This is a genomic window from Micrococcus sp. KRD077 (assembly GCF_017168505.1).
GTDB lineage: Bacteria > Actinomycetota > Actinomycetes > Actinomycetales > Micrococcaceae > Micrococcus > Micrococcus luteus.
Genome location: NZ_JABFAZ010000041.1, coordinates 66,287 through 73,237, shown reverse-complemented (window position 1 = coordinate 73,237; position 6,951 = coordinate 66,287). Strand labels below are relative to the sequence as shown.

At 73.6% G+C, this 6,951-nt stretch carries 8 protein-coding genes; 6 read left to right on the top strand and 2 right to left on the bottom strand.

Going from position 1 to position 6,951, the window contains the following annotated elements; translation table 11 throughout:
- From J1M39_RS10415 to J1M39_RS10405, 3 genes are all read left to right on the top strand, one after another.
- Nucleotides 1-127: integrase core domain-containing protein (locus J1M39_RS10415; protein WP_144819981.1), on the top strand; the 127-nt coding region annotated here is incomplete at its 5' end.
- Nucleotides 128-136: 9 nt separating this feature from the next.
- Nucleotides 137-718: a hypothetical protein gene (locus J1M39_RS10410; protein ID WP_010079963.1), complete on the top strand. Its 582-nt coding sequence runs from the start codon at nt 137-139 to the stop codon at nt 716-718.
- 190 nt (nt 719-908) lie between these two features.
- Nucleotides 909-1,310 carry a hypothetical protein gene (locus J1M39_RS10405; RefSeq protein WP_049144854.1) on the top strand — a complete coding sequence of 134 codons (402 nt, stop codon included), beginning with the start codon at nt 909-911 and terminating at the stop codon, nt 1,308-1,310.
- A gap of 10 nt (nt 1,311-1,320) precedes the next feature.
- Here J1M39_RS10405 and J1M39_RS10400 read toward each other — a convergent pair whose 3' ends face one another.
- Nucleotides 1,321-2,286, bottom strand: coding sequence for an L-lactate dehydrogenase (locus tag J1M39_RS10400; protein WP_206496757.1), 966 nt, complete (start codon nt 2,284-2,286; stop codon nt 1,321-1,323).
- A 39-nt stretch (nt 2,287-2,325) separates the two neighbouring features.
- On the opposite strand from J1M39_RS10400, the gene J1M39_RS10395 reads away from it, so the two are divergent.
- Entirely contained in the window at nt 2,326-3,837 is a 1,512-nt protein-coding gene (locus J1M39_RS10395) for a SulP family inorganic anion transporter (protein WP_020621737.1), read from the top strand.
- Nucleotides 3,838-3,847: 10 nt separating this feature from the next.
- Here the strand turns inward: J1M39_RS10395 and J1M39_RS10390 are convergent, their stop codons facing one another.
- Nucleotides 3,848-4,261 carry a VOC family protein gene (locus J1M39_RS10390; protein ID WP_020621736.1) on the bottom strand — a complete coding sequence of 138 codons (414 nt, stop codon included), beginning with the start codon at nt 4,259-4,261 and terminating at the stop codon, nt 3,848-3,850.
- Between the two features lie 143 nt (nt 4,262-4,404).
- Here J1M39_RS10390 and J1M39_RS10385 point away from each other — a divergent pair, with 143 nt between their 5' ends.
- On the top strand, nt 4,405-5,358 hold the full coding sequence (locus J1M39_RS10385) for a CPBP family intramembrane glutamic endopeptidase (protein WP_036317511.1): 954 nt from the start codon (nt 4,405-4,407) through the stop codon (nt 5,356-5,358).
- A gap of 1 nt (nt 5,359) precedes the next feature.
- Nucleotides 5,360-6,772 (top strand): MATE family efflux transporter, encoded by a 1,413-nt coding sequence (locus J1M39_RS10380; protein WP_069942010.1) that lies wholly within the window; start codon nt 5,360-5,362, stop codon nt 6,770-6,772.
- Nucleotides 6,773-6,951: the final 179 nt, after the last annotated feature.

The following is a 6,951-nucleotide window of genomic DNA, read 5'->3' as shown; positions in this document are numbered from 1 at the left end:
GCGTGAGGCCCTGGCGGTGTGGGTGAACCACTACAACTACCATCGGCCTCATACCTCCTGCGGAGACGCTCCTCCGGCCTCACTGGCACCGACCCGAGTCAACAACGTCATGCCCTCCTACACCTAGACTGGGGCGGTGGCTACCGTGCAGACCCCCCTCGAGATCTCGTCCGTGGTGTTCAAGCCGATCCTGATCCGCGCCGTGGTGGCGCTGGCGTTCGGTCTGACCACCGTGTTCGTCGCCGAGCCGGGCCTGACGTGGATGAAGGTCATGTTCGCGCTGTACCTGGCGTTCTCCGGTTCGGCGATGTGGGAGTACCTGCGCCGCGACCCGGTGCCCGTGGCCATGCGCTCCCCGCTGTCCCTGGCGGCGGCCGCGTGGATGCTCGGCGTGATCGTGCTGCTGTTCCTGGGGTCCCCGGCGGCGGTGGGCGTGGCGGCCGGCGCCGCCCTCGTGCTCGGCGGCGTCGCCGAGCTCGTGGCGTGGGCCCGCCACCGCCGCGAGTTCATCCCCGCGCGGGACCAGCTGTGGACCGGACTCGTGGGCCTGCTCTCCGGGGGCGGCGTGGTCGTGGCCGCCCTGCAGGGCTTCGGCCCGCACGCCCTGCTCGGCATCGCCGGCGGCGGGGCGATCCTGATCGGCGTGCTCCTGATGGTCTCCGGGCTCGGCTTCCACCACGAGGTGCGCCGGGACCGGGGCACGGCCAGGGGCCTCTGAACCGGGCCGACGTCGTCGTCCTGACCCGCGGGGCGGACGTTCGCCGGGGGAGGACCTCGGGGCCCCGAGGGGCCACCCGTCGGCCGGACGCGTAGACTGGCTCCGGTCCGCCGCGCCCCGAGGGCCTCAGCCCCGGGCGCCTGCGCGGGCCGTGTCGCCCCAGCCGCCCCCAGCCGTCAGGAGTCCCGCCGTGAGCGCACCGTCCCCCCGCCCGTCCGCCGATCGCGCCGGATCCGGCCGCCCGGCACGCGGCGGTCTGCGCACCACGGTCAAGGGCCCGCTCGTCTTCTCCGCCGTGCTCGGCCTGATCGGCGGGGTGATCGCCGGCATCACCGCCTCCGGCGGCACCCAGAATCCACTGCGCGTCGACATCGCGCTGATCGCCTTCGGCGTCTTCTTCATGACCTCGCTCGTGGTGGTGGCCATGCTGCAGCTCGCCGCGCGCGAGAACCCGGACCACCTCTCCCAGGGCTCCGGTGTGAACCGCTCCTCCGAGGAGATGTTCCGCAAGGCCGCCGCCGACCGCCGCGCCCAGGCCGCCGCCGAGCGCCGCGAGCAGGGCGGCACCGGAGGCGACGCCCCCCGCGCCTGAGCCCGGCGCCTCAGAACCCGAGGCTGCGTGCCTCCCGCCGCAGCGCGTCCGCCGAGGCGTGCAGCGCCCGCATCTCCGCGTCGTCCAGCTCGGGCTGGATCACGCGGGTGACGCCGTCGCGCCCCACCACGGACGGCATGGACAGGGCGACGTCCGAGAGCCCGTGGACGCCGTCGAGCACGGTGGAGACCGGCAGAATGGCGTGCTGGTCGCGCAGGATCGCCTCGAGCAGGCGGGTCGTGGCCACGCCGACCGCGTACGTGGTGGCGCCCTTGCCCTGGATCACCTCGTACGCGGCGTGCACCACGGTGTCCGCCACCTCGTCCAGGTCGGCGCGGGTGAACAGCGGGTCGACCGGCGTCGGCCACTCCAGGATGGGCGTCGGGCCGATGCGCGCCGAGCTCCACGCGGGGAACTCCGTGTCCCCGTGCTCGCCGAGGATGGCCGCGTGCACCGACGACGGGTGGACCTGCGCCCGCGACGCCAGCAGCCACCGCAGGCGGGACGTGTCCAGGAGGGTGCCCGAGCCGATCACCCGGCCGGCAGGCAGACCGGTGAGGCGCTGGGCCACCAGCGTGAGGACGTCCACGGGATTGGTGACGAGCACGATCAGCGCCTCCGGCGCGTGCGCCTGCACCTGGGGCAGCAGGCCGCGCAGGATCTCCACGTTGTGCGCGCCGAGGTCGAGGCGGGTCTGCCCCGGCTTCTGCTTGGCGCCGGCCGTGATCACCACGACCTCGCAGCCGGCCAGGACGTCCGGGTCCGCGCCGCCGGTCATCGCCGACGCGGAGGTGAACGGGGTGCCGTGGGCCAGGTCGAGGACCTCGGCGCGGACCTTGGGCTCGTCGATGTCGTACAGGGCGACCTCGCGGGCGACGCCGCGGATCAGCGCCGCATAGCAGATCGCCGTGCCGACGCCGCCGGCCCCCACGACGCCGACCTTGCGGTGGGCGGGTCCGAGGGACGCGGGGCTCACCGGCGGGCACCCCGCCCGCGCACCGCTACCCTCGGGAGCATGCCCGCCTTACCCGCCGCGCCCCCGCCTGCCCTCACGCCGCTCCAGCGGCAGTCCGTCCTGCGCACCCTGCGCAGCCCTCGGCTGCTGGGCACCGAGGTGTTGGCCGCGGTCGTGGTGGCGCTCGCCCTGATCCCGGAGGCCATCGCGTTCTCGATCATCGCGGGCGTGGATCCGCGCGTCGGGCTGTTCGCGTCCTTCACCATGGCCGTCACCACCGCGATCGTGGGCGGCCGGCCCGCCATGATCTCCGCGGCCACGGGGGCGGTGGCGCTGGTCGTCGCACCGCTGTCCCACGCGTACGGGGTGGGGCACCTGCTTGCCGCGATCATCCTCGGCGGCGTCATCCAGATCCTGCTCGGCGTGTTCGGTGTGGCCCGGCTCATGCGGTTCGTCCCGCGCTCGGTGATGGTGGGGTTCGTCAACGCGTTGGCCATCCTCGTGTTCACCTCGCAGCTGCCCGAGCTGATCGGCGTCCCGTGGCTCGTGTACCCGCTCACGGCGTTGGCCCTGGCGATCGTGGTGCTGTTGCCGCGGCTCACCACGGCGGTGCCGGCGACGCTCGTGGCCGTCGTCGTGGTCACCGCCCTGGTGATGGCCGCCGGCCTGGCCGTGCCGCGCGTGGGGGACCGGGGCGCGCTGCCGGATGCGCTGCCCGTGCTCGGCCTGCCGGACGTCCCGCTGACGTGGGAGACCCTCCGGTTGATCCTGCCGTTCAGCGTCGGCATCGCGTTCGTGGGGTTGCTCGAGTCCCTGCTCACCGCGAAGCTCGTGGACGACATCACCGACACCCGCTCGGACAAGACGCGCGAGTCCTGGGGGCAGGGTGTCGCGAACGTGGTCTCGGGGTTGTTCGGCGGCATGGGCGGCTGCGCCGTGGTGGGGCAGACCATGATGAACGTCAAGGCGAACGGCGCCCGCACCCGGATCTCCACGTTCCTCGCGGGCGTGTTCCTGCTGGTGCTCGTGGTGGCCTTCGGCGGCTTCGTGGCGCAGATCCCCATGGCCGCGCTCGTGGGCGTGATGATGTTCGTGGCCGCCGCCACCTTCGATTGGCATTCGGTGCGCCCCGCCACCCTGCGCGCGATGCCGCGCTCGGAGACCGCCGTCATGGTCGTGACCGTGGCGGCCACGGTGCTCACTCACAACCTCGCGATCGGCGTGGGTGTGGGCGTGCTCGCTGCGCTGGTGCTCTTCGCTCAGCGCGTCTCGCGTCTGGTCACGGTGGTCCGCGAGGTCCACGACGACGGCGACGCCGTCACGTATCGCGTGCACGGCGCCCTGTTCTTCGCGTCCTCGAACGACCTCTACTCGCAGTTCGAGTACGCCCTCGACCCGCCGCGCGTCGTGATCGACATGAGTGCCGCGCACGTGTGGGACGCCTCCACTGTGGCCGCGCTCGACTCGGTGCTGACCAAGTACGCCCGGCACGGGATCCACGCCGAGGTGACGGGGCTGAACGAGGCCTCCGCGGCGATGCACGCGCGCCTCACCGGGCGACTCGGCGCCTGAGCCGGCGGGCTCAGGCGGTGACGAACTCCCACTGGTGCCCGTCCGGGTCGACGATCTCGCGGGAGTGCATGCCGGAGTCGGCCATCTCCTCGCGCAGGTCCTCGGGCAGGGGCACCTCGGCGGCGCCGAGCTCGATCGCCCGGTCCGCCAGGGCGTCCACCGCCGCGGCGTCGCCGACGGTCAGCGCCATGAGGGCGGAGTTGGTGGTGAGGCAGTCGGCGATCTCACGGTTGCCGATGAAGTCGGTGTAGTAGCCGGGGCTGAGGTACATCGCGTACGTCGACTCGGTGAGCTCGATGCACACCGAGTGCTCGTCCGAGTAGTCGTCCATTGCGGTGGCGCCCAGGGTCGTCCAGAACTCACGGATCCGCTCGGTGTCCGTCGTCGGGAGGTTGATGAACACCGGCTGGGAGAACAAGGCCATGGGGAGCACCGTAGACGAGGCGTTCGGCCCGCCGCCACCGCGCGCGTGTCGCGGGCGCGCGGGCGTGGCGTGGGCCACGGAGCCGCTCCCGACGACGGCGCCCGCGGCCTGGCGCGTCCGCCCCCGTTGGTAGCGTGGCCGCCATGAGCGTTCCTCCCTCTGGCCCGCCGGCCGGTCCGCCCGCCGGCTGGCCGCCGTCGGGCCGGCCGTCCGCCCGCCGCGCCGCCGTCGCCCCGAGCCTGCACGGGCACCCCGGCGCCCCCGGTGGCGTCCCCGCCGGCTGGCCCGGCCGCCGGCCCGCGGCCCGCCCCGCGCCGGACTGGACCCCGGGTCGGTTCCACTGGGGCGACGCCGTCGTGGTGCTCGTGTACGTGGCGCTCATGGTGCTCGGGCTGGGGCTGTGGCTGGCGGTGTCGCTCGGCCTGGTCCCCGGTGACCTCGAGGCGTTCGACCTGGTCCGCGACGGGTTCACGGTGAACATCGTCAGCTACGCGATCCTCGTGGTGCTCGTGCTGGCCGTGGCCTGGCGCCCGCTCGTGACGTCGCTGCGGGTGTTCCGCACGGGGACGTGGTGGAAGCTGTTGCTGCTGCCCGCCACGTGGCTGGCGTGCATCGTCGTGAACGTGATCGTGCTGAGCCTCATCGGGGAGGCGCAGACCAGCGCCAACCAGGCCGCGCTCGAGGAGATGACCACGCAGGCCCCGCCCGTGCTCATGATCCTCATGACCGTGGTGGCCGCCCCGCTCGTGGAGGAGTACCTGTTCCGCCACCTGCTGATCGGCAAGCTCTCCCGCTGGATCAACGTGTGGGTGTGCGCCGTGGTCTCCGTGCTCGCGTTCACACTCCTGCACTTCCTCGGCACCGGCGGCGACTTCCGGCTCGTGGAGACCGTCCCGTACCTGACCCTCGCGGTGGCGATCACGGTGTCCTACATCCTGATGGGCCGCTCGTTCGGGTACGCGGTGCTGCTGCACATGGTGAACAACGGCATCGCCATCGCGATGCTCTACCTCGTGGCCCCCCTGCTGCCGGACACGCTGCCCGGCCCCACTGCCCCGACCACGGCGCTGGCCCCGCTGCTGGCCCTGCTGGGCTGAGATGGCAGGACCCTCCGGCTCGACGGCGGCGCCCGCCCCGCAGGACGCGCGCGCCCTCACGCGGCGCATCCTCGCGCTCGCGGTCCCCGCGTTCGGCGCGCTCATCGCGGAGCCGCTGTTCCTGCTGGCCGACACCGCGATCATCGGGCACCTGGGCACGGCCCAGCTGGCCGGCGTCGGGATCGGCACCACCATCCTGCACACGCTCACCGGCCTCATGATCTTCCTGGCCTACGCCACCACCCCGGCGGTGGCCCGGCTGATCGGGGCGGGGAACCCGGCCGCCGCGATGGACCGCGGCCGCGACGGCATCTGGCTGGGCCTGCTGCTCGGCGCGGTGCTGGCCGTCCTCGGCTGGCTCGCGGCCCCCGCGCTGACGGCGGCCCTCGGCGCGACGGGCGAGGTGCAGGCCCACGCCGTCGCCTACCTGCGCTGGTCCATGCCGGGGCTGCCGGCCCTGCTGGCCGTGCTCGCGGCCACCGGGGTGCTCCGCGGCCTCCAGGACACCGTGACGCCGCTCGTGGTGGCGGGTGTGGGCTTCGGCGCGAACATCGGGCTGAACGTGGCCCTGGTGTACGGGCTGGGCTGGGGCGTAGCTGGCTCGGCCGTCGGTACGTCCGTGGTGCAGTGGGCGATGCTCGTGACATACCTGTTCGTGCTGGCCCCGCGCTTCCGCCGCTCGGGCACGGTGTGGGCGCCCCGTGCGTCGGGCATGCGCGCCACGGCCCAGGTGGGCTCGTGGCTGCTGCTGCGCACCGCGAGCCTGCGCGCGGCCATCCTCATCACCGTCATGGCCGCCGCCGGCGCGGGCGACCTCACCCTCGCCGCGCACCAGCTCGTCTTCACGCTGTTCTCCACGCTGGCGTTCGCCCTCGACGCCCTCGCGATCGCCGCGCAGGCCCTGATCGGCGCCGAGCTCGGGGCCGCCCGGCCGGATGCGGCCCGTCGCCTCACCCGGACGATGGTGCGCTGGGGGCTGGGCTTCGGCGTCGTGACCGGGGCCGTGCTGGCCCTGGCGGCACCGGTGCTGCCGGGGCTGTTCACCACGGACCCGACCGTGCAGGCCGCCGCCACCGTGGGCCTGTGGGTGCTGGCCGCCGGGCAGCCGGTGGCCGGGTACGTGTTCGTGCTGGACGGCGTGCTGATCGGCGCCGGCGACGCCCGCTACCTCGCCCTCGCCGGCCTCGTGAACCTCGTGGTCTACGCGCCGGCGCTCTGGGTGCTCGCGCAGCTCGCCACGGGCGGATTCGGCTGGACCGCGGCCTGGCCCGGACCGAACGCCGCCGTGCCCGACGCCGGCGTGCAGCTGGGCCTGCTCTGGCTCGGCTTCGCAGGGGTCTACATGGGGATGCGGGCGCTCACCCTCGGCTGGCGGGCCCGGCGCGACGACTGGATGCGGCTCGGCGTCGGGTGAGCGCGTCCGGGCGGTGACGCGCGGGCCGGGCCGCGGCCGCACTGCTCCTAGATGTTGTGGGGCATGAGGTTCTTGACATGGGTGCCGGGCTGAGATGAGACGAGCGGACCTCTCCCGCAGGATGGAAGTTCCTCAACAACCCACCTGCCAGAAGAGACCCGCTCATGACTCACGCTAAC